Source organism: Erythrobacter sp. JB1-4 (assembly GCF_057365025.1).
This window is the reverse complement of record NZ_CP200292.1, coordinates 2,249,201-2,269,388: the sequence shown is the minus strand read 5'-3', so window position 1 is coordinate 2,269,388 and position 20,188 is coordinate 2,249,201. Positions and strand designations below refer to the sequence as shown.

Here is a 20,188-nt window from a genome sequence, read left to right as displayed (position 1 = left end):
ACCATGCGCGAGGCGGCGCGCGCGGCCGGGAAAAGTGACATTCTCGACCAATACGCTGCTGACTATCCCGTGGACCCTGCAAAAGGACCCCACGATCAACCGCAGTCCATGTGCCCAGCATTCGGGTCATTGCGCGTTGGCCTTCGTATGAAGCGCACCGCGACCGTGCTCTCAGGCTCGGCTTGCTGTGTTTATGGCCTGACCTTTACCTCGCACTTCTACGGTGCGCGGCGCACGGTTGGCTATGTCCCGTTCTCCTCCGAAACGCTGGTCACCGGCAAGCTGTTTGAGGACATCAAAGAAGCTGTCGAGGATCTCGCAGACCCAGAGCACTACGACGCGGTTGTGGTGACGAACCTATGCGTTCCCACCGCAAGCGGTGTGCCTTTGCGCTTGCTGCCAGATCAGATCAACGGCGTGCGCATTATCGGCATCGACGTTCCCGGCTTTGGCATTCCAACGCATGCTGAGGCGAAGGATGTGCTGGCTGGCGCAATGCTCGCCTATGCGCGCAATGAGGCGATGGAAGGGCCGGTGGCGACACCTGAGAAACGCTCTGACAAGCCTACGGTTGCGCTTTTGGGAGAAATGTTCCCAGCCGATCCGGTGGTGATTGGGCAAATGCTTGAGCCTTTGGGCTTGGCAGCAGGTCCGGTGGTTCCAACGCGCGAGTGGCGCGAGCTCTATTCTGCGCTCGATTGCTCGGTCGCAGCCGCGATCCACCCGTTCTACACCGCCAGCATTCGCGAATTTGAACACGCCGGTCGCCCGGTCATTGGTTCAGCGCCCGTCGGTGCTGACGGCACCGCCGCATGGCTCGACAGCCTTGGCGATGTGATGGGACTTCCCGCTGACAAAGTCGCAGGCGTGAAAAACGCCATGATCGGTGCTTGCAAAGGCGCTTTGGCGGGTTCGCCCATCAAAGGCCGCGTGACAGTCTCTGGCTATGAGGGTTCAGAGCTTTTGGTCGCCCGCCTGCTGATCGAAAGCGGCGCGGATGTGCCTTATGTCGGCAGCGCTTGTCCTAAGACCAAGTGGTCCGATGCAGACCGCGAATGGCTGGAGGCCAAAGGCACGCGGGTCAATTTCCGTGCAAGCCTTGAAGACGATATTGCCGCGATAGAAGAGTTTGGCCCGGATTTGGCCGTGGGCACCACTCCAGTGGTTCAGCACGCCAAGTCCAAAGCTATCCCGTCGCTCTACTTCACCAACCTCATTTCCGCGCGGCCTCTTATGGGCCCGGCAGGCGCTGGCAGCCTCGCACAGGTCATCAACGCCGCGATGGGCAATAAAGAGCGCTTCGACACGATGCGCGAGTTCTTTGAGGGTGTGGGCGATGGCCATGCGACAGGCGTGTGGGAAGACACCCCCATCGACCGTCCGAAATTCCGCAAGAAATATGCAGCATTGAACGAAGCGGCGCGCAAAGCGTCAGAGGCGGTGGGCACATGACCCTCGTCCTCGATCATGACCGCGCTGGCGGATATTGGGGCGCCACGTACGTCTTCACGGCGGTAAAGGGCCTGCAAGTCATCATCGATGGCCCGGTGGGTTGTGAGAACCTGCCGGTGACCAGCGTGCTACACTACACCGACGCCCTTCCCCCGCATGAATTGCCGATTGTGGTAACGGGTTTGGGCGAAGAGGAGCTGGGCAAAACCGGCACCGAAGGCGCAATGAAACGCGCTTGGCAAACGCTTGACCCAGAGCTGCCCGCAGTGGTTGTCACAGGCTCTATCGCTGAGATGATCGGCGGCGGCGTTACGCCAGAGGGCACCAATATTAAGCGCTTCCTGCCGCGCACCATTGATGAGGATCAGTGGGAGAGCGCCGACCGCGCTTTGACATGGCTTTGGACCGAGTTTGGCCCTAAAAAAATGCCCGCTATCAAGGCGCGCAAAGAGGGTGAAAAGCCCGTCGTCAACATCATTGGCCCCTCCTACGGCATGTTCAACATGCCATCGGACCTTGCCGAAATCCGGCGGCTCGTTGAGGGGATCGGCGCAGAAGTTGGCGTGGTCTTCCCGCTTGGCTGCCACCTTGCCGATATCCGCAAACTCGGCACGGCTGATGCAAATGTTTGCATGTACCGCGAATTTGGCCGCAACCTTTGCGAGACATTGGACCGGCCATATTTCCAAGCGCCCGTTGGTCTTTCCAGCACAACCAAATTCCTGCGCGCATTGGGCGCTGAGCTTGGGCTAGACCCAGAGCCGTTCATTGAGCGCGAGAAACACACCACGATCAAGCCATTGTGGGACCTGTGGCGCTCGGTCACACAAGACTTCTTTGCGACCGCCAATTTTGGCATCGTCGCCAATGCAACCTATGCGCGCGGTATTCGCCACTTCCTCGAAGACGATATGGGCCTGCCCTGCGCATTCGCCTATTCGCGCGAAGCAGGCGTAAAGCCTAAGAACGAAGACGTTCGGGAAAGCATTCACACCACCCCGCCCCTCGTCATGTTCGGCTCTTACAACGAGCGCATGTATATGGCCGAGGCAGCAGCAGCGGGTGGCGCTGGCCATGGTCCTGCGGGTCAATTTATCCCAGCAAGCTTCCCAGGCGCCGCGATCAGACGCCACACCGGCACGCCGTTTATGGGATATTCGGGCGCGACCTATCTGGTGCAGGAAGTTTGCAATGCGCTGTTTGATGCGCTGTTCCATATCCTGCCGCTCGGCACCGAGATGGATAAAGGCGAGCCAACCCTTGCCAGAGGCGCTGATGTGCCGGTGAAAGCGGGCTCCAACGGCCGGCCAACGCACGAAGTCACATGGGACGCCGAGGCGAAGGCACGCCTTGATGAGCTGGTCGAAAAACAGCCCGTCCTTATCCGAATTTCCGCTGCCAAACGCCTTCGCGATGCCGCCGAACATACGGCGCGTTCAAAGGGCGCAGACACAGTTACCAAAGATTGCCTCCAAGAGGCATTACTCGAAGGAGAGGCCGTATGAGTACGCTCCTTCACACCACAAAAACTTCTGAGGGATCACAAGTTTTGCCTGATTGTATCGGGCATCCGCAATCCACGTGGGGGATCACGCGCGGATACCGCTGGGGACAATTCCGTCCCCGCTCCAATGTAACAATACGGAGATACTATAATGGCCGATGGTGATCGCCCCAACGTGGGGACGTATCTGACGGACGAGGAAGCAAAAGAGATCCATGGCGCGTTCATGGGCACTTTTGGTCTCTACGTCGCAATCGCGGTTGTCGCCCACATTCTACTGTGGATCAACAAGCCGTGGCTCCCACTCTGATAATCCATACCGCCTGATTTGGCCGTTTGCCGCCCTTTTGCGGGGCGCGGAAGGCTAACTTACAGACTAATGGAATAAGGATATACTCATGTACAAGATTTGGCATCATTTCGATGTTCGCCGGACCCTCGTAGCGCTGCATGTCGGCCTCGCGGTTCTCGCGTTCACGATCCACTTCATCCTGCTCAGCACCGAAACATACGGCTGGCTCAGCTAACTGCTGATCCCGTCGGCTGTTTACAGCTGAACAGGCAAATTTCGTGAGGAGGCAGGTTCGCCTGCCTGCCTCCCACACAACCGAACGACGCAAACGATAACACCTGCCATTGACGCAGGAAGGATGGACCTATGGCGCTCCTTAGTTTCGAGCGGAAATACCGCGTGCGCGGTGGCACATTGATCGGCGGCGACCTTTTCGACTTTTGGGTCGGGCCGTTTTATGTCGGATTCTTCGGAGTATTGGTGGCAATCAGCGCGGCCCTTGGCACGATGCTGATCTTTGCTGCTGCTGCTGCGGGCCCGACGCTCAATCCTTGGCTAATCGATATCCAGCCACCCGCAATTGAAGCCGGATTAGCATTCGCACCCCTGAATGAAGGGGGTTACCACCAGATCATCACGCTGTGCGCGACGATCGCTTTTAGCGCATGGGCGCTCAGACAAGCAGAAATCTCTCGCAAATTGGGCATGAGCTATCATGTGCCGATTGCTTTTGGCTTTGCTGTTCTCGCCTTTGTGACACTCAACATCATCCGTCCGTTTTGGATGGGCGCATGGGGGCATGCATTCCCCTATGGCATTTGGACCCACTTGGATTGGGTTTCCTACACCGGATACAGCTATGTGAACTTTCACTATAATCCGGTTCATATGATCGCGATCACCTTCTTCTTCACCAACTGTCTGGCGCTTGCGCTTCACGGCGGTCTGGTTTTGTCAGCGGTTAACGTTGGCGAAGGCAATGAAGTGCGCTCGCCTGAATATGAAGACACCTACTTCCGCGATTTCATCGGCTATTCTGTCGGTACGCTTGGCATTCACCGTGTCGGCCTGTTCCTGGCGCTTAATGCAGCGTTCTGGAGTGCGGTCTGCATCGTGATTTCCGGCACGCTTATGACAGGAAGCTGGGTTGACTGGTGGGATTGGTGGCGTGTGATCCCAATCTGGCAAGGAGAACCAATCTGATGGCTACCTATCAAAACATCTTCACCCAGATCCAGGTCAAAGCCGCACCCGAAATGGGCGTGCCTCTAACCGATGGCAGCGAAGAGCGCATTCCAGATACCTTCTATTCCTATTGGATGGGTAAGCTGGGCCAAGCGCAAATCGGTCCGTTTTACCTAGGCTGGCTTGGCATGATCTCTCTGACCTTCGGGACAGCAGCGTTCATGATCATTGGCCTCAACTTCTGGGCGCAGGCCGGATGGGACCCACAAACCTTCATTCGTGAGCTGTTCTGGCTCTCGCTTGATCCTCCGGGCCCTGAATACGGCTTTAGCCCGTTTGTGCCTTTGAATGAGGGCGGCTGGTTCATCATGACGGGCGCTTTCCTTACCATCGCAGTTTTGTGCTGGTGGGCGCGGACCTATATGCGGGCCAAGGCGCTTGGCATGGGGATGCACATCCCTTGGGCATTTGCCTCTGCTATCTGGCTGTTCCTGGTGCTGGGCTTTATCCGCCCGCTGCTCCTATGGGACTGGTCACAGGCGGTGCCTTACGGGGTCTTTAGCCACCTGGATTGGACGAACAATTTCTCGCTGATTTACGGGAACCTGTTCTATAATCCGTTCCACGCGCTCTCGATTGCTTTCCTTTATGGATCAGCTGTTCTGTTCGCGATGCACGGGGCGACAATCCTTGCACTTGGCCGTTACGGCGGTGAGCGTGAGATTGAACAAATCACCGACCGCGGCACCGCCTCTGAGCGCGGTGCGCTGTTCTGGCGCTGGACCATGGGCTTTAACGCCACGATGGAATCAATCCACCGCTGGGCGTGGTGGTTTGCGGTTCTGACGACTTTGACAGGCGGGATTGGCATCTTGCTGACAGGGACTGTCGTCGACAATTGGTACCTGTGGGCACAGGAGCACTATTACGCTCCTATGAACTAGGGGCTTAAGCCTCGACACGGGTTTCAGGCGAAACCCAACATCCATAGGTCGAAAAAGGCCCGGCTTCACTAAGGTGCAGCCGGGCTTTTTCATTAGAAGGTGGTTCATTCCGATCTATCCGCCGTCTCGCTATCCTCGCACAGGGAATCGCAAAAGCTGCGCCCTCATTGCGCGAGCTGCCTGCGTAAGCTGCGGGCCTATTGGAACCACTAGGGCGTAACTGGTCACGTCATCTTCGTCCCCTGCCCAAGGCGGCGCTGCTTCTAATGCGAAATCCACCCGGATCTTCGACGAATTTACGCGATGAAATTCAAGATTGGGCTCAGTGAAGAACAAGGCGTCACTACCCTCGCCCCGCGCAATGGCTTCGAGCCAGTCTGCCAATCCAGCAGCTTCGAAGTTGGTCAAGCAAGGGTCGGTGAATGACCAAGGCTTGGCTGCTATAGACACCTGGCCGGACACCATTAGCCAATTGGAATCCCACTCATCGTCCACAATTTCAGGAAATTGATACCCATCAAGCTTGAGTATCAAGGAGCCGCCGCCCCCTGAAAGTCTAAACTCGACATTATCACTCATGCCGTTGATCTAGCGCAGACATACGGGTTTGAGAATGCGTGCAGCAGCGTCAATGAGGACCGGTCACCCCAACCGCCCCCTCAAATCCATCAGATGCAGCGGCAGCGAAAGCGCAAGCAAGATCGCAACCCACTCCCAGCCCGCGCCCACAAGCGCGGCTCTCAGTGCAAGCACGATAAACACCGCAGGTCCGACAAGACCGATGATCTTGGCAAGGTCCCACCCCCGCGATTTCAGCCAAACGGCCTCGAGCGCGAGCACAACCAGCACCAAGTCTGCTGCATGGCCGCTTGCGAAGAAGGGTCCTATGTACTGGTTTGCAAGGCTTTCAAGCGGGTCCATCGCCCTATTTCAGCTCAACCAGCTCAGCCAAATGGCCCGTTCAAACCCACGACCGCCCAATTAAGCGCGGCGGCGAATGTCACCCAGATAAGATAGGGAGCAAACAACAGCGCAGAATTCTTCGAATAGCGCCCACAATAGACGATCAGCGATAGGATCGAACCAAGCAGGAACAGCACCTCAACAAACGCCCAGTCCGGACGCTCCATGCGGAAAAACAGTACAGACCAACCGATATTGAGGAATGCGTTGAGCGCAAACAGCCCCACAATCGTATCGGAAACCTTGGGCGTGGGAGCGGCGCGCCAAGCGCTTACAATGGCCGCAGTGTTGAGCGCATAGATGATCGTCCAGCCAACCGGGAACACCACATCGGGCGGGTTCCAGCCGGGCTTTTCTAACGACTGATACCAAGGCCCCAAATCCGTAATGGTCGCGCCCAAAGCTGCAACTACTGAAGCTGCGATTGCGGCAACAATGGCAGGCAATATCCAGGTCTTGCTAAGCCCAATATGCAGCCCGCCTCCCGTTTCGGTGTTTGTGCTCATGACGATCCCACTCCTCTTAGCTTGGCTTATCTCTTACGAACGCGCTTCAGAATTTTCCGGTCTCAGGCCCAGCAAGTGAGCGGTGTCTTTGAGGAAGATTTTGATGTGTGCCATCGGCTTTTTGCGCACGAGCTTCTTGTGCATATACGCCTGCCAGGTGAGCTGCTGCACGTCTTTGTCATCGCACATATCGACGAAGCGCTCGCGGCGTTTGTCGGATGAATACCAGAAATATTGCATCATCCCCAAGATCCAGAAGACCCGGCCGTGATCCTTCATAAAGCGCTTGCGAGCCGACTTGAGAGCCTTCGCTTCGCCGGTTTTAAGGGCCTGGCTCGCCGCTTGCGCGGAATAGCGCCCGCCAACCATGGCGTAATAAATGCCTTCGCCCGAGGCCGGTGCCACAATGCCGGCTGCATCGCCTGCAACGATCACATCGACACCGTTATCCCAGCGCTTCAATGGCTTCAAAGGAATAGGCGCGCCCTCGCGGCGAATGGTCTCGCACCGGGTAAGGTCAAGTTCAGAGCGCATTTCTGCCACCGCACCGCGCAGCGAAAAGCCCTTATTGGCGCTCCCCACACCAACGCTAGCGGTGTCCCCATGCGGGAAGACCCAAGCGTAGAAATCGGGTGAAAGCTTGCCCTGATAGAACACATCGCAGCGGTCGCCATCAAACGCATCCTTGTTGCTTTGAGGGCCTGTGCTTTCAGGTGAGGCGATGATCTCGTGATACGCAAAGACGCATTTGACACGCTCGGCATTGGGAAGCGCCTGTTTGGCAACCGCTGAGCGCGCACCATCAGCGCCCACGACCATGCGTGCGCGCACGCTCTCAATCGGCCCGCCGCGCTCGCGCCGAAACGTCACAAGCGGATGCGCCTCGTCATCGCGCTCGATCTTTTCGAAGGTGGCGGTGAGCCGCTCTGCCCCGCATTCAACAGCGCGAACGCGCAGCCATTCGTCAAAATCCTCGCGGTCAACCATGCCGACATAGCCAGTCTCGCCCACCGGCATATCGACCGCGCGACCCGAAGGTGCAATCATGCGAGCACACCGCGCGCGCGCGACCAGCAAACTGTGTGGGATGTCAAAGTCTTCAAGCATACGCGGAGGCACAGCGCCGCCGCATGGCTTGATCCGGCCACCTCGCTCCATCAACAAAACCGAATGCCCTTCAAGCGCAAGTTCGGTTGCAGCGGTCGCGCCCGAAGGCCCTCCACCAACGACGACGGCGTCATAGATGTGCTCACTCATGCGAATACCTCCGCTTCCCTATTTTGAATTGGCTCGGCCCGCCCCGTGTTGGAGAGGCCTTTGGCTGTCGCGCGAACCGCGAGCCAAGCGGCAAGGACAAACAGCCCTGCCTCGATTGCGAAAATCAACTGAAACGCCTGTGGGTCATTCATGATACGGCGAGTGGCATCGAGCCCTCCTCCGCCCAGCATCCCGCCAAGCCCAAAGGCAATCGCTTGCGCAGCGCCCCACACGCCCATACGCACGCCTTCGCGAGTTTTCTTGCCAGAACCTGCCAGCCCCATCATCGCGCCGATGGCTGCAACCGCGAAAAGGCCATTGCAAAATCCCAGCACAAAGACATTGGCCTCAATCGGCCAACCGGGCCCCGTGACCGCTGCAAATGCAAGGCTAGCAAGCGCGAGCGCTGAACCAAGGCAACCAAACACGATCCAATGGCGCAGCTCAAACGGCATACGCCCTGCAAATGCACTGCCGCCAAGGCCTGCCACAATCATGCCCGCCAAAACACCGCCCGATTGCATACCGCCAAGCTGTGTGGATTGGCCCGGTGTCATGCCAAAAATCAGGCCTGCAAACGGTTCAAGGATCAGGTCCTGCATGTTGAAGGCCATCATTGAGACGAAGATAAAGGCGGTGAAGCGGCGCGCGGCCTTTTCATGCAAGATTTCGCGCAATGCCTCCTTGAAGGGCGGAGGCGGGTCGCTTTTTTCGGTTTCTGCAAACGTCACACCTGCGCGCGGTTCGATCCGGAACACCGCCAGCGCTGTTATAAAGATGCACGTCAGCAATAGGCCTGAGGCAACGGTCAAAAGCCGCTCTGGCGAAAAGGGCTGAAGCAGCGCGCCCACTGTAATCGCTGAAACGACGATCCCGGCGACCATCATTATCCAAGTGACAGCTGCTGCCGCAGCGCGTCTTTCAGGTGCCACCCCGGATGCAAGAAGGGCAAGCGCTGAGGTTCCGCTTGCGCCAACACCCACGCCGATCAGCGTGTAGGCAAGAATGGCGAGCGCCATTGCGAGCCCGAAATTGTGAGGGACCATCACGGTTGCCTGGACCGCGAGGATGGAGCCTGCGCCAAGGACAATGATCCCGCCAACAATCCATAAAGCGCGCGAACCGCCCCCGGAAGACGCAGTGTCAGAACCGTGCCCCCATAATGGCCGGCACAGCTGAACGGCATAATGCCACCCCACCAAGGCCGCCGGGATTGCGCCAGCAAGGGCGAATTCGACGACCATCAAGCGGTTGAGCACCGTCGTGATCAACATCACCATCGCCCCGATTGAGGCCTGCACCAGCCCAATGCGGACAATCGCAAGCCACGATAGGCCTTGAGGTTTTATACCGGCAGGAGCGGTGGGTGCGTGCATCAGATATAGCCTCCCAGCCCTAAAGCGGCGGCAAGCATACCAAGCACATAAAGCGTCACGCCCACGCCATTGTACCAAGGCGCGTATTTTCGAGGGTTACTCAAGAGACGCGGCATTGCGGCAAACTGCGCGATGAGCACGGCGCCAACTGCAATCGCTGAGAGGGTCTCACCCCAAGTGACAAGCAGCGCGATGACAGCAAGCTGTGCAAGCGCCATCACAGCGCAGGCAAGTCTGGCGGCATTTGGCACACCTAAGGTAACCGGAAGCGATTTGAGGCCGGTTGCCCGGTCGCCTTCAACCGCTTTGAAATCATTCAGCGTCATGATGCCGTGAGCACCGATGCTGTAAAGAACAAGGGTGATCAGCACCTCAGCGCGCGGCAACGCACCCAGCATGACGGTCGCGCCTGTAAACCAGCTCAAACCCTCATAGGTAAGGCCAACCACTGCCGGCCCTGTCCACCCGCTGGTCTTGAAACGAAATGGCGGCGCGCTGTAGCCCCAGGCGAGCGCCAAACCCACAAGAGCCGCGGCAAATACGAGCGGTCCCAAGAACCATCCGACCAGCGCTGACAAACCGGTTGCTATAAGCGCAATCCAAAGGCCCAATCGGCCCGGAATTCTGCCTGAAGGAATGGGACGGTCAGGTTCGTTGATCGCGTCAACATGGCGGTCGAACCAATCGTTCACGACCTGGCTTGTCCCGCACACCAACGGCCCTGCAAGCAGCACTCCGCCAGCAACAAACAGCCAGCGCCCATCAAGCCCAGCGCCCGAAGAAACCGCCCCGCACATAAAGGCCCACATCGGGGGAAACCACGTGATCGGCTTAAGCAGCTCAACCACGTCGCCCACGCGTGGACGCGCGAGTGATTGATTATTTGCCGAGATGGCGGACCTCTCCATGCACACAAGGCTATGCGTGACACCTCAAGGCGTCAAATTAATTTGACACTAATTCAGTCTAAATCCCGATTTGAGGCGTTTTTTGGCTGCGCGGGGACAAAAAACGAATTTTTCAGGAGGGCACAAAAACACCAAATGGGCCCAAAAAGAGCCCATTGCGGCATCCAAACCGCAAACCTAACGCCTGAGTCGCGCGAGAATCACGCGATCACCTAAGATGGCTTATTCTGAATCTTCGCCCGTCAGATTGCCCAGTCCATGGCGATGGAGCTTGGAATAGAGGCTTTGCCGCGAAAGCCCGAGGATTTCAGCGGCAGACGCGCGATTGTCAGAGGTGTATTGGAGCGCCGCCTCAATGCACAAACGCTCAATCAAATCGGTGCTCTCGCGAACGATCTCTTTCAATGACATACGGCCCACAAGATCGGTAAGCTGATCCACGGAACGAGGCAGGTCCTGAGGCGCTGGCGGCAGATCACGAAGACGGCGGCCAATGGGACGGATGACAAACGCATAATGCCCATCCTCACCGCCTGTGCGCACCGCAGATAGCTCAATTTGCTCGCCCTCAAGATCATGACCGGCACGAAGCACAGTGCTGACATTGCGCGCGCAGCCATGTTGATCAACCTGACCTTCGATCAGCTCAAGATCGATGCCGGGGCGGCCGATCCAGTTGGAAAGGTTGCGCCCCTGGATGGGATCAAGGCTGGCGGCCTGAACCATCTCGATAAAGGCGGCGTTTGCGCTCACCACATCGAGATTTCCATCAGCAATCACAAAGCCATCAGGCATTTCATCAATCAGATCATGCACGGGCGCTGGAGCCACCGCTTCGCCCGACTGAGAACTCGCAAAGCGCACCAAGAGATGCTGTGTTCGGTCTTGCACAAAGCCACTTGCATAGGCGGAGACTTCGCGAGACCCTTTGGTCAAGGTCAGTTTGACAGGCGATGCGCCGTCCGATGCAAGAGCGGCACCGACCAGGATTTGGAGATCATCTTTGGAAGATTTATCCACATATGCAGGCAACTTCTTGCCTGACAAATTCCCAGGGCGCGCGCCAAGAACACTATGCGCCATCGCATTGGCTTCGCGGATCTTCAACGTGCTTGCATCCACAAGCAGCATAGGCTCGCCAGCGTTCTCAAACAGCATACGATAACGCGCATCCATCTGGCGCATCCGCAAATAGTCGCGCTCCAGCGACTGTTGCACTTGAAGCAACCGTTGCTGCATCCGGCCCGCCTCACGAAGGTCACGTCCAAAGGCAATACGGTGCTCACCACCATTAACGGTCAGAACGGCATAACGGATCGGGATGTCGCCATCGCGGGTTGGATGATTAACCTGGCGCCAATGCTGCACTTCACCGCGGCGCGATGCTGCCAGCATTTCCATGACTTTGGGCCGGCTTTCGACGGTGACGGTGTCGAGCCAATTGGTGCCTTCCCAGCCTTCAAAACCGGGGAATTCCTTCGGATCGAAGGCGGTATCAACAATCAGCCCTGTCTCATCAAGCACGAGGGTGATGTCACCTGCCACCATGGCAAGCTTCATCGCCGCGTCGGCGTCAAGCGAGTTGAAAAGTTCTGCAGCTTTTCCGAAGGGGTTTTTGCCTTCGATCGAATGCTTGCGGGTCAGCATGCGGGAGACAGCCTATCTTAACGTTTGCGCACGCACCTTAGAGGACTGGACCAACGCTTCTGCCACTTCAAGAGCGGCCCGAGCGTCGGTGCCGGTCCCATCGGCTCCCACTTCGGTAACTAATGCTGGGTTTTGGTTGATCATATGACCACCGACGAGAATTGAAATGTGTTCATTGCGTGAAACGCTACGCATCGCTTTGATAATGTTTCGTAGGGCCGAGCTAGGGCAATCACGCGAGAGCGTCAATCCTACGAGGTCGAAGGATTCACGCGACAAAACGTCGAGCAATTGCTTGCGAAGCGGCTTTGTCATCACAACCGTATCCCAACCAGCTCTTGCAAAAACATCATCTAACACTTGCGATCCCAAGAAATGCTGATCCCCTGGCATTGGCAAAAACAATGCACGCCTTGCACCAGGCTCTAGCAGTTTCGGGCGGAATGCCGCTCGCGATGAGATTTCATACAAAACCTCCTGCAGGCGCCACAGCCCCATCGTCACATCAACAAAGTCGCACTGATCTTGTTCCCACAGCTCTCCCAATCGGCGAGCAGCTGGTGCAAGAAACTCGATGTAGATGGTGTTGATCGCGATCCCTTGCTCAAGCAGAGCGTCGACTTCCGCGACGAGATCGGCCGCCTCCATACTTAGGGGAAGCTGTGAAAACCTCGCCACTGCTGCCGGGTCAACTTCTTCGCTAAAGCCTTGCATTTTGTCAGTGCCACCGGAGTTTAACAAACCATCAAACGCGCTTTGAAGCACGGAGCGTTTTGAACGGCCTCCTTTTGGCGTCTTTGAAGATGACAAGATACGCCTCCGTCCGCTCGGCTGCTAGTCTCCGAGGCTGGCGCGTAATGCGTCGAGGTTGGCGAGGCCGAAAGATTTTCGACTCCTAGTCCGCCAACGCACGATCATTACCTGAGAAACAAGCAATTTGCAATCACCGCCTTGGGTGCGCCGGTTCGGGACATCTTAATTGTCCAGTTATATTTACGTCCAAATAGATTGACACATCATTCGAGAAGGCCCATTCTTCTGATCTTAGGGAAGAAGGCACACCAAAGCGGATGACTCGCAACGAACACGCATCCCAAGCCATTTCCCCCCGCTGCAGGGATCCTCAGGCGCAAGCTTGGCGCAAGGGGCGCAGGGGCGAAATGATCGACGGACCAACGGGTCGCTCTACACACCAGAAGAGCGGCGGCGGCGTGACGAATCGGTATGGACTTTGGTGCAAGGCGTGCTCGCCCCGCTTCAATTCCTTGTGTTTCTTGTAAGTCTTGGCCTTGTTGTGCGCACGCTTACGACCGGCGAAGGCGCGTTTGCCGCTGACGTCTCAATCGTCGTCAAAACGCTTGTGCTTTACGCGATCATGGTCACCGGCTCGATCTGGGAGAAGGTCGTCTTTGGCAAATGGCTGTTTGTGCCAGCGTTCTTTTGGGAAGATGTCTTCTCAATGCTCGTGCTCGCGTTGCACACGGCTTACCTCGTGATGCTGTTTGGCGGGTTTGGCACGGTAGATCAGAGGCTCGGCGTCGCGCTCGCCGCTTATGCTGCTTATGTCATCAACGCTGGACAATTCCTTTGGAAGTTACGTCAAGCGCGCTTGCAGGGTTCTTACTCTGAGGCGGTGCCTGCATGAATGTAGCGACCACTCTTTCGGGCTGCGATGCCCCCAAGGTTGACACTTCGCCGCGTCCAGTCCTGCGTGAGCGCGGTCAACGCGAGGTCTTCTGCGGCCTCACCGGTATAGTCTGGCTTCATCGCAAAATGCAGGATGCATTCTTCCTTGTGGTCGGCTCGCGCACCTGTGCGCACTTGCTGCAATCGGCGGCCGGCGTGATGATCTTCGCAGAGCCGCGCTTTGCGACCGCCATTATGGAAGAGCGCGATCTTGCTGGCATGGTCGATGCGCAGGATGAGTTGGACCGCGTGGTTCAAAGGCTCCTTGATCGTCGCCCTGACATCAAAACGCTTTTCCTCGTGGGCTCGTGCCCGTCTGAGGTCATCAAGCTCGATTTGGCCAAAGCAGCAGAGCGTCTTGGTGCGCAATATATGCCCAAGGTTCGCATCCTGAACTATTCGGGCAGCGGCATTGAGACGACCTTTACCCAAGGCGAAGATGCCTGCCTCGCATGCCTCGTCCCAGAGATGCCGGTACAAGAAGCGAGCGCGCCCAAGCAATTGCTGATGGTCGGCGCTCTTCCCGACATTGTTGAAGACCAGTTCCTGCGCCTCTTCGGTCAGCTTGGCATTGAGAACGTCGGCGTGTTGCCCGCGCGCAATGCTCGCGATCTGCCGCCGATTGGCCCGAACACGCGCTATATTCTGGCCCAGCCTTTCCTGTCAGACACGGCCATGGCCCTTGAGGACCGCGGGGCGAGCCGCATCGAAGCGCTCTTTCCATTCGGCGTCGAGGGCACAAGCGACTGGCTGCGCGCCATTGGCCATGAATTTGGCGTTGATCAGGCTTTAGTGGAAAGCGTCATTGCACCGGGCCGTGAACGCGCTGCGCGTGCGATCGAGCACTCTAAAGCGGCCCTAGAAGGCAAGCGCATCAGCTTCCTGCCAGATTCGCAATTGGAAGTGCCGCTTGCGCGCTTCCTCCACACTGAGCTTGGCATGGAGCCGATTGAGGTGGGCACGCCTTACCTCCACGCAAAACACTGCGAAGGTGAGCTTGAGCGTCTGCCCAAACACACCCGCATCAGCGAAGGGCAACACGTCGACAGCCAGCTTGATCGCGTACGCGAAGACAAGCCTGACCTCACCGTGTGCGGCCTTGGTCTTGCTAATCCGCTGGAGGCAGAAGGCTTCACCACCAAATGGGCGATTGAGCTCGTCTTCTCCCCCATCCACGGGTTCGATCAAGCGGGTGACCTCGCCGAACTCTTCGCACGGCCTATGCGTCGGCGCGACAGGCTGGAGGTGTAGAGATGCAGCTTTCCGTCTGGACATATGAAGGCCCGCCTCACGTTGGCGCTATGCGTGTCGCCACCGCGATGAAGGGGCTACATTACGTGCTCCACGCGCCGCAGGGGGATACCTATGCGGACCTGCTCTTCACCATGATTGAGCGGCGCAATCATCGCCCGCCTGTGACCTACACCACCTTTGAAGCGCGCGACCTTGGCAAGGATACAGCGCAGCTGTTTCAGGACGCGGCGCTGGACGCGATTGACCGCTTCAACCCAGAGGCGATCATTGTCGGTGCCTCCTGCACGGCTGAGCTGATCCAGGATGATCCGGGCGGCCTGATTGAGGCGATGGACCTGCCCTGCCCCGCTATTGCGCTTGAGCTTCCAAGCTATCAGCGCAAAGAAAACTGGGGCGCGGCGGAGACCTTCTACCAGATCGTGCGGCATCTTGCTGACCCATCGGTCACGCCGGGCCCTCGCGAAGGGTCCAATGGTAAAAGGCGCGCGCGAGCAAACATTCTCGGGCCCACCGCATTGGGTTTCCGACACCGCGATGACCTCATCGAGGTCCGCAAAATTCTCGAACAATTGGACGTTGACGTGAACTTGGTGGCGCCGCTCAATGCGCGGCCTTCCGACATCACAACGATCGGCAATGCCGACTTCAACATCGTCCTCTACCCAGAAATAGCAGATGAGGCGGCCCGCTGGCTGGAACGCACGTTCAAACAGCCACGTGTCCGCTCAATCCCATTCGGTGTGAGTGCCACTCGTGCATTCATATCCGAAGTCGCCGAGCTGGCGGGTGCAGATCCCACGCCTGCCCTCGGCGACACCTCTTCCCGGCTCCCGTGGTGGAGCCGAAGCGTCGATTCGACGTATCTCACCGGCAAGCGCGTCTTCATCTTTGGCGATGCGACTCACGCGGTGGCCGCCGCGCGCATTGCCCGCGATGAGCTTGGCTTCGAGGTTTGCGGGCTTGGTTGCTACAACCGCGAGTTCGCCCGCGACATTCGCGAAGCTGCCAAGGACCACGGGGTCGAGCCGCTTATCACTGACGACCATCTCGAGGTCGAAGACGCGATTGCGAAAGCTGCGCCTGAAATGGTGCTGGGCACGCAAATGGAGCGGCACATTGCCAAGCGTTTGGGCATCCCCTGCGCGGTGATTTCTTCGCCGGTGCACGTACAGGACTTCCCAGCGCGCCACTCGCCCCAGATGGGTTTTGAGGGCGCAAATGTCATTTTCGACACATGGGTCCACCCTCTGGTGATGGGCCTTGAAGAGCACCTTCTCACCATGTTCCGCGAGGACTTTGAGTTTTCCGACGATGCTGGCCCGTCGCACCACGCGGCGCATGCGCCTAGCACGGCTCACAAGGCTCCGGTGGCGGTCGAAGAGGAAGTGATCCTAGAGCCCGAAGTCACCGAGCTCGACAGCCCTGCTTGGACCCAAGAGGCGAGCAAAGAGCTCAAGAAAATCCCGTTCTTCGTGCGCGGCAAAGCCAAGCGCAACACAGAGGCCTTCGCCGCCGAATTTGGCCGGGGGGAGATAGACCTCGATACGCTCTACGACGCCAAGGCGCATTATGCACGGTAAGGCGACCGCCTCTACGATCCGTGCCAAGGCACCGGTCAATGTTGTGATTGTCACGCTCGACAATCACCTTAAAGGCGCGGTTGAGCGCGCGAATGCAGAGCTTGCCCAAGACAACATCTGCCTCACCCTGCACGCAGCCTCGGAATGGGGCGCGGAAACCGGCGAACTCGCCAAATGCGAAGAGGCGATTGCCGAGGCGCATATCGTCATCACAACGATGATCTTCCTCGACGATCATATGCGCGCAATTCTGCCAGCCTTGGAAGCGCGCCGCGAGAATTGCGATGCCATGGTCTGCCTTATGTCGGCGGGCGAAATCGTGAAGCTCACGCGCATGGGCGGTTACCGGATGGATGCCCCTGCAAAAGGGCCATTGGCGCTGCTTAAGAAACTGCGCGGATCGCCTAAGAAGGGCGCAAGCTCTGGCGCGGGTCAGATGAAGATGCTGCGGCGTCTTCCCAAAATCCTCAAATTCATTCCCGGCACAGCGCAAGATGTGCGCGCCTATTTCCTGACGCTGCAATATTGGTTGTCGGGTTCGGATGAGAACGTGATCGCCATGGTGCGCGCTCTGATCGACCGTTATGCGGCCGGTGAGCGCGAAGATCGGCGCGGTGAGACTGCGGCAGAGGCTCCGGTCGAATACCCCGAAACGGGTGTCTATCACCCCGGCGCAGAGCAGCGGATTTCGGAGAGCCTTCGCATCCTACCGAAAGCGCGAGCCAAAGACGGCGGCGGCAAGAACGGGACGGTGGGACTTATTCTACTGCGCTCCTATCTGCTTGGCCGCGATGCGGGGCACTATGACGGCGCAATTGCGGCGTTTGAGGCGGCGGGCCTGAAGGTTGTGCCTGTGTTTGCAAGCGGCCTTGATGCGCGCCCTGCGATTGAGAAATTCTTCGTCGACAAGGGCAAGCCCACGGTCGACGCGATTGTGAACCTCACCGGGTTTTCGCTCGTCGGAGGCCCCGCTTACAACGACAATGAAGCCGCACGCGAAGTGCTGGGCGATATGGATGTGCCCTATCTCGCGGCGCACGCGATTGAGTTTCAGTCGATCGAGGAATGGCAAAAGCGCGAGCAAGGGCTCCTCCCGCTTGAGCAGACGATGATGGTCGCGCTGCCCGAACTAGACGGCTCGACCGTACCCAGCGTCTTTGGCGGGCGGTTTGGCGAGACTGGCAAAGTTTGCAACGGCTGTGATCGTCATTGCGAACGTGCGGCCTCGGACCAAGCGCGCCCCATGCAAGGCTGCCCAGAGCGCGCCGAGGCTTTGGCCGCTCGCGTCGTCAAACTGGTGGGTCTACGCCGTGCAGAACGCGCCACACGCAAACTTGCGGTGGTGCTCTTCAACTTCCCACCCAATGCAGGCGCGACGGGTTCAGCGGCGTTTCTCTCTGTGTTCCAGTCGCTCTACGCAACGCTCCAAAGGCTCGCGGACGAAGGCTACTGCGTCGAAGTGCCCGAAAGCCTCGAAGCGCTCCAGGACGCGATCCTCAAGGGCAATTCCGAGCGCTTCGGCTCGGACGCGAATGTCGCCGCGCGCATTCCAGCCGACACGCATGTTCGCCAGGAAACCTACCTCTCCGAAATCGAAGCCGCTTGGGGCCCAGCGCCGGGCAAAGCGCAAAGCGACGGCAGCAACATCCACATCTACGGCGCTCACTTCGGCAATGTCTTCGTCGGCGTGCAGCCTGCATTCGGATATGAGGGCGACCCGATGCGTCTCCTTTTTGAAGGCGGCTTTGCACCCACCCATGCTTTCAGCGCCTTCTACCGCTGGATCCGCGAGGACTTCGGCGCGCATTCAGTGCTGCATTTCGGCACCCACGGCGCGCTTGAGTTTATGCCGGGTAAGCAAGCGGGTATGAGTGGCCATTGCTGGCCTGAGCGCTTGATCGGCGATCTACCAAACTTCTATCTCTATGCCGCCAACAACCCGTCGGAAGGGATGCTGGCCAAACGCCGGTCTGCGGCGACGCTCATCAGTTATATGACGCCGCCTCTCGCACAGGCTGGGCTGTACAAGGACTTGGCCGAACTCAAGGCCAGCGTTGAACGCTGGCGCATGGGCTCGGACGAAGCGGAACGCGCGGATCTGGCGCAGCTTATCGCTGACCAATGCGATGCGCTCGACATTGAAATGGGCGATATCGGTGAGCTTTCAGGCCGCCTCTATGAGCTTGAGCAAACGCTTATCCCCCATGGCCTTCACGTCCTCGGCAGCAACCCGCAAGGGCAGCAACGCGAAGACATGCTTGATGCCATGATGGAAGCAAGCGAAGACGATGGCTCGGACGGCGACCGCGCCGCGCTCAACGCCAAGATCGACGAGTGCGATGAACTCGGCTCGCTGATCCATGCGCTTGATGGCGGATACGTCCAACCCGCGCCCGGCGGCGATATTGTCGCCAACCCGGAGGTCCTGCCAACGGGCCGCAATATCCACGGCTTCGACCCCTTCCGCATCCCATCCGCCTACGCCTGTATGCAAGGCGAGGATCAAGCGGAGAAGCTGATCGCGCGCCATGTGTCGAATGACGAGCCCTTCCCTGAAAGCATCGCAATGGTGCTTTGGGGCACCGATAATATGAAAACCGAAGGGGTCCAGATTGCGCAAGCAATGACCCTTTTGGGCGCGCGGCCGCGTCGCGATTCCTACGGGCGCCTAGCAGGCGCTGAGCTGATCCCTCTGGAGGAATTGGGCCGGCCGCGCATCGACGTTGTGATGACCCTCTCGGGCATCTTCCGCGATCTTTTGCCGCTGCAAACACGGATGCTGGCGGAGGCTGCATTGCTCGCTTCTCAGGCCGATGAGCCGCTGGAGCAGAACTTTGTTCGCAAACACTCGCTTGCTCAGCAAGAACAGCACGGTTGCGATATTGAAACGGCCGCGCTTCGCGTCTTCTCCAATGCCGAAGGCGCATATGGCGCGAACGTCAATCAGATGATCGAAGGCGGTGTTTGGGCCGACCCTGACGAACTCGCCAATGCATTCGAGGTCAACAAGGGCTTTGCCTACGGCGTTGGCGGCAAACCTGTGCAACAACGCGAACTGTTACAAAGTCATCTCGCTAGCGTCGATTTCACGTACCAGAACCTTGAAAGCGTGGAACTGGGCATCAACGATGTTGACCAATATGTCGACGGGCTTGGCGGGGTCAGCCGCTCGGTTTCCAAAGCCAAGGGCAAGGACGCGCCGGTCTACATCCTCGATGCGACGCGCGGTAAGGCAAAGGTTCGTACGCTCTCTGAGCAGATTGACCTCGAAGCACGCACCCGCACGCTTAACCCCAAGTGGTTTGAGGGCATGCTCGACCACGGTTTTGAAGGTGTGCGCGCGATTGAGGGCCATGTGAACTCAACCTTCGGCTGGTCCGCCACCACGGGTCAGGTCCAGCCATGGGTCTACCAAAAAATCTCCGAGACATTTGTGCTCGACGAAGAAATGCGCCGGCGTTTGGCCAAGCTGAACCCAAAGGCGAGCGCGCGTGTTGCGGGCCGTCTTTTGGAGGCGTGTGACAGGCAATTGTGGGAGCCCGATGAAGCGACACTCGAAGCGCTTCGCGAGGCCAATGACGAACTCGAAGACCGCCTCGAAGGCGTCTTTGTGGCTGAATAATAAGGGATAGAG

General features: G+C 58.2%; 18 protein-coding genes. 10 read left to right on the top strand and 8 right to left on the bottom strand.

Annotation, left to right across the window (positions count from 1 at the left end):
• Nucleotides 1-3 precede the first annotated feature (3 nt).
• The 6 genes from bchY (at nt 4) to pufM (ending at nt 5,377) form a co-directional block, all read left to right on the top strand.
• Nucleotides 4-1,452 (top strand): chlorophyllide a reductase subunit Y, encoded by a 1,449-nt coding sequence (gene bchY / locus AC0V61_RS10495; protein ID WP_486159521.1) that lies wholly within the window; start codon nt 4-6, stop codon nt 1,450-1,452.
• On the top strand, nt 1,449-2,957 hold the full coding sequence (gene bchZ, locus AC0V61_RS10490) for a chlorophyllide a reductase subunit Z (protein WP_486157311.1): 1,509 nt from the start codon (nt 1,449-1,451) through the stop codon (nt 2,955-2,957). The genes bchY and bchZ overlap by 4 nt, the downstream gene beginning before the upstream one ends.
• 150 nt (nt 2,958-3,107) lie before the next feature.
• Nucleotides 3,108-3,266 (top strand): light-harvesting antenna LH1, beta subunit, encoded by a 159-nt coding sequence (gene pufB / locus AC0V61_RS10485; RefSeq protein WP_486157309.1) that lies wholly within the window; start codon nt 3,108-3,110, stop codon nt 3,264-3,266.
• Nucleotides 3,267-3,354: 88 nt separating this feature from the next.
• On the top strand, nt 3,355-3,483 hold the full coding sequence (gene pufA, locus AC0V61_RS10480; RefSeq protein ID WP_223071764.1) for a light-harvesting antenna LH1, alpha subunit: 129 nt from the start codon (nt 3,355-3,357) through the stop codon (nt 3,481-3,483).
• A 131-nt stretch (nt 3,484-3,614) separates the two neighbouring features.
• Complete coding sequence (pufL, locus tag AC0V61_RS10475; protein ID WP_486157306.1) at nt 3,615-4,451, top strand: photosynthetic reaction center subunit L; 837 nt, start codon at nt 3,615-3,617, stop codon at nt 4,449-4,451.
• Nucleotides 4,451-5,377 carry a photosynthetic reaction center subunit M gene (pufM, locus tag AC0V61_RS10470; protein ID WP_486157304.1) on the top strand — a complete coding sequence of 309 codons (927 nt, stop codon included), beginning with the start codon at nt 4,451-4,453 and terminating at the stop codon, nt 5,375-5,377. The genes pufL and pufM overlap by 1 nt, the downstream gene beginning before the upstream one ends.
• 129 nt (nt 5,378-5,506) lie before the next feature.
• On the opposite strand, the gene AC0V61_RS10465 is transcribed toward pufM, so the two are convergent.
• The 8 genes from AC0V61_RS10465 to AC0V61_RS10430 all read right to left on the bottom strand — a co-directional run bounded on the left by AC0V61_RS10465 (nt 5,507) and on the right by AC0V61_RS10430 (nt 12,844).
• Nucleotides 5,507-5,956 (bottom strand): WapI family immunity protein, encoded by a 450-nt coding sequence (locus AC0V61_RS10465; protein ID WP_486157302.1) that lies wholly within the window; start codon nt 5,954-5,956, stop codon nt 5,507-5,509.
• 63 nt (nt 5,957-6,019) lie between these two features.
• Nucleotides 6,020-6,298, bottom strand: coding sequence for a hypothetical protein (locus AC0V61_RS10460; protein WP_486157300.1), 279 nt, complete (start codon nt 6,296-6,298; stop codon nt 6,020-6,022).
• 23 nt (nt 6,299-6,321) lie between these two features.
• On the bottom strand, nt 6,322-6,846 hold the full coding sequence (locus tag AC0V61_RS10455; RefSeq protein WP_486157298.1) for a TspO/MBR family protein: 525 nt from the start codon (nt 6,844-6,846) through the stop codon (nt 6,322-6,324).
• A 33-nt stretch (nt 6,847-6,879) separates the two neighbouring features.
• Nucleotides 6,880-8,103 carry a geranylgeranyl diphosphate reductase gene (locus AC0V61_RS10450; protein ID WP_486157296.1) on the bottom strand — a complete coding sequence of 408 codons (1,224 nt, stop codon included), beginning with the start codon at nt 8,101-8,103 and terminating at the stop codon, nt 6,880-6,882.
• A complete protein-coding gene (locus AC0V61_RS10445; RefSeq protein WP_486157294.1) occupies nt 8,100-9,479 on the bottom strand; it encodes a BCD family MFS transporter in 1,380 nt (459 codons plus the stop codon). The genes AC0V61_RS10450 and AC0V61_RS10445 overlap by 4 nt, the downstream gene beginning before the upstream one ends.
• A complete protein-coding gene (chlG, locus tag AC0V61_RS10440; protein WP_486157292.1) occupies nt 9,479-10,387 on the bottom strand; it encodes a chlorophyll synthase ChlG in 909 nt (302 codons plus the stop codon). The genes AC0V61_RS10445 and chlG overlap by 1 nt, the downstream gene beginning before the upstream one ends.
• 222 nt (nt 10,388-10,609) lie before the next feature.
• On the bottom strand, nt 10,610-12,034 hold the full coding sequence (gene ppsR / locus AC0V61_RS10435) for a transcriptional regulator PpsR (RefSeq protein ID WP_486157290.1): 1,425 nt from the start codon (nt 12,032-12,034) through the stop codon (nt 10,610-10,612).
• A gap of 12 nt (nt 12,035-12,046) precedes the next feature.
• A complete protein-coding gene (locus tag AC0V61_RS10430; protein ID WP_486157288.1) occupies nt 12,047-12,844 on the bottom strand; it encodes a cobalamin B12-binding domain-containing protein in 798 nt (265 codons plus the stop codon).
• 325 nt (nt 12,845-13,169) lie between these two features.
• Here AC0V61_RS10430 and bchF point away from each other — a divergent pair, with 325 nt between their 5' ends.
• Genes bchF through AC0V61_RS10410 form a run of 4 tightly spaced genes read left to right on the top strand, consistent with a single transcriptional unit; the run spans nt 13,170 to nt 20,176 of the window.
• The gene (bchF, locus tag AC0V61_RS10425) at nt 13,170-13,679 is read left to right on the top strand and encodes a 2-vinyl bacteriochlorophyllide hydratase (protein WP_486157286.1); all 510 of its coding nucleotides are present in this window, start codon (nt 13,170-13,172) and stop codon (nt 13,677-13,679) included.
• Nucleotides 13,676-14,971 carry a ferredoxin:protochlorophyllide reductase (ATP-dependent) subunit N gene (locus AC0V61_RS10420; protein WP_486157284.1) on the top strand — a complete coding sequence of 432 codons (1,296 nt, stop codon included), beginning with the start codon at nt 13,676-13,678 and terminating at the stop codon, nt 14,969-14,971. Before bchF ends, AC0V61_RS10420 begins: the two co-directional genes overlap by 4 nt.
• 2 nt (nt 14,972-14,973) lie before the next feature.
• Nucleotides 14,974-16,554: a ferredoxin:protochlorophyllide reductase (ATP-dependent) subunit B gene (bchB, locus tag AC0V61_RS10415; RefSeq protein WP_486157282.1), complete on the top strand. Its 1,581-nt coding sequence runs from the start codon at nt 14,974-14,976 to the stop codon at nt 16,552-16,554.
• A complete protein-coding gene (locus AC0V61_RS10410; RefSeq protein ID WP_486157280.1) occupies nt 16,544-20,176 on the top strand; it encodes a magnesium chelatase subunit H in 3,633 nt (1,210 codons plus the stop codon). The genes bchB and AC0V61_RS10410 overlap by 11 nt, the downstream gene beginning before the upstream one ends.
• The last annotated feature ends 12 nt before the right edge of the window (nt 20,177-20,188 follow it).

Bases quoted from the DNA above. Each gene is read 5' to 3' on its own strand.
- pufA (WP_223071764.1), top strand. From the start codon at position 3,355: ATGTACAAGATTTGGCATCATTTCGATGTTCGCCGGACCCTCGTAGCG.
- AC0V61_RS10420 (WP_486157284.1), top strand. From the start codon at position 13,676: ATGAATGTAGCGACCACTCTTTCGGGCTGCGATGCCCCCAAGGTTGAC.
- pufL (WP_486157306.1), top strand. From the start codon at position 3,615: ATGGCGCTCCTTAGTTTCGAGCGGAAATACCGCGTGCGCGGTGGCACA.
- pufM (WP_486157304.1), top strand. From the start codon at position 4,451: ATGGCTACCTATCAAAACATCTTCACCCAGATCCAGGTCAAAGCCGCA.
- AC0V61_RS10450 (WP_486157296.1), bottom strand. From the start codon at position 8,103: ATGAGTGAGCACATCTATGACGCCGTCGTCGTTGGTGGAGGGCCTTCG.
- pufB (WP_486157309.1), top strand. From the start codon at position 3,108: ATGGCCGATGGTGATCGCCCCAACGTGGGGACGTATCTGACGGACGAG.
- bchZ (WP_486157311.1), top strand. From the start codon at position 1,449: ATGACCCTCGTCCTCGATCATGACCGCGCTGGCGGATATTGGGGCGCC.
- bchY (WP_486159521.1), top strand. From the start codon at position 4: ATGCGCGAGGCGGCGCGCGCGGCCGGGAAAAGTGACATTCTCGACCAA.
- AC0V61_RS10445 (WP_486157294.1), bottom strand. From the start codon at position 9,479: ATGCACGCACCCACCGCTCCTGCCGGTATAAAACCTCAAGGCCTATCG.
- chlG (WP_486157292.1), bottom strand. From the start codon at position 10,387: ATGGAGAGGTCCGCCATCTCGGCAAATAATCAATCACTCGCGCGTCCA.
- AC0V61_RS10460 (WP_486157300.1), bottom strand. From the start codon at position 6,298: ATGGACCCGCTTGAAAGCCTTGCAAACCAGTACATAGGACCCTTCTTC.
- bchB (WP_486157282.1), top strand. From the start codon at position 14,974: ATGCAGCTTTCCGTCTGGACATATGAAGGCCCGCCTCACGTTGGCGCT.
- AC0V61_RS10465 (WP_486157302.1), bottom strand. From the start codon at position 5,956: ATGAGTGATAATGTCGAGTTTAGACTTTCAGGGGGCGGCGGCTCCTTG.
- AC0V61_RS10455 (WP_486157298.1), bottom strand. From the start codon at position 6,846: ATGAGCACAAACACCGAAACGGGAGGCGGGCTGCATATTGGGCTTAGC.
- AC0V61_RS10410 (WP_486157280.1), top strand. From the start codon at position 16,544: ATGCACGGTAAGGCGACCGCCTCTACGATCCGTGCCAAGGCACCGGTC.
- ppsR (WP_486157290.1), bottom strand. From the start codon at position 12,034: ATGCTGACCCGCAAGCATTCGATCGAAGGCAAAAACCCCTTCGGAAAA.